Raw genomic sequence first — 1,594 nt, forward strand, 5'->3', positions numbered from 1 at the left:
CGAGGGTCACCGGCTGACGGATCGGGGCGACCTCGTCGGCGGGGGTGGCGTTCAGTCCCTCGAAGCGAGCAGGGTCGCCGCTCTCGCGCACCGTGAGGCGGTCGGTCGACGTCAGGGTCGAGCGCAGTCCGAGTTCGCGCTGGACGTCGCGGACGATGACGCCGTCCTGGAGGCGCAGGCGTGACGCGTCGCCGGTCCGGCAGTCGTTGGCCGAACCGGGCGCGGTGAAGATGAACTGGTCGTGGACCGTGAAGCAGTGGTTGGCGGCGGCGTTGTCCGTGTGGTCGTTCCACAGGGCGAAACTGCCGTCGGCGTTGGCGAGCACCTTGGCCGTCTGCGCCTGGGAGGCTGCGGCCTCCCAGGTGTCATCGCGGCCGGAGAACTCGTCGTTCGAGAAGCCGTACTGGGGGACGTATGCGAAACCGTCGCCGGTCGGCACGACCAGCTCGACCGTCTCGGGCAGGTCGCCGGGGGTCTCGTCGGTCGGCGGGGTCGGACCCTCGGTCGCCTCGACCTCGAGCGTGCTGGTCGACTCGACGTGGAATTCGCCCAGTTCGTTGCCGCCGGTCATGGTGTAGTTCAGGGTCCGCGAGCCGACGGTGGCGTCGTCGACCACGACGACCGGGAGGTCCCATCGGATCAGGCGGCCCGCGTCGAAGGGGACTTCCTGTGTGGTGCTGTAGGTGCCGGTCAGCGTCGAGCCGTCGTCGCCGATCGTGGTGGCCGTGAAGTCCAGCCGCACGTCGTGGCGCCAGTCGGTGCCCCCGTCGTCGCTGTAGGAGCCGCGGACGGGCTGGTCGGGGTCGAAGCGGAGGCCCTCGGGTGCCGTCGCCGACACGGTGTTGAGCAGGGACGTGAACGACGAGGTGATCTCGACTGCGATCGGGACGTCTCGGTGGTCACCGGCCTTGGCGGTGACCAGCGGCGAGTCCGCGGCGGCGAGGCCGGCGTTGACGACGGGGCGGGGCAGGGCCTCGTGGGCGAGCCCGAAGCCCTGGTCCGCGCTGGTCGAGCCGATCACGACGGAGGTGTGGCTGGGATCGTTGCTGCGGATCGGCCCGGAAAGGTACCGAACCCGGTCCACGCCGTCGTTGCGCACGCTGGTCAGCGTGCCGTCGGCCGAGAGCGTCCACTGCCAGCTCTCGGCGCACGTGTTCGCGGATTCGACGCTGCCCCCGGCTCCGGCGCTGAGGAGAGCGCCCGTGATGCCGAGGCAGCCGGCCGCGGTGCTGATGCCGCTCGGCGTGTCGAACCCCGCGAAGGTCAACGTCGAGGCGCGTCGGGCGGCCTCGTCGTAACTGTCGAACTCGGTGAAGACGTTCCGCTCGTCTCCGGACTGGACGGGGTAGTACTTGCCGTCCTTCTCGAGGACGCCGGGCACCGTGACGGTGCCGGGGTCGGTCGTGGCCACCGCAGGGGAGGCCAGGCCGAGGCCCGAGAGGATCGTGCTCGCCGTGATCACGGGGACCATCAGGCGGCGGGACAGGTGTCTCATGAACGCTCGTTTCTCATCGATGGATGCGGACCCTGTCGGGCCCACGGCACGACGATACCAAATGCGAAATGTGATGTACGACGTTCAAGACCGGCGGGG

Origin of the sequence: Frigoribacterium sp. Leaf186 (genome assembly GCF_001423905.1) — a bacterium.
Taxonomy (GTDB): domain Bacteria; phylum Actinomycetota; class Actinomycetes; order Actinomycetales; family Microbacteriaceae; genus Frigoribacterium.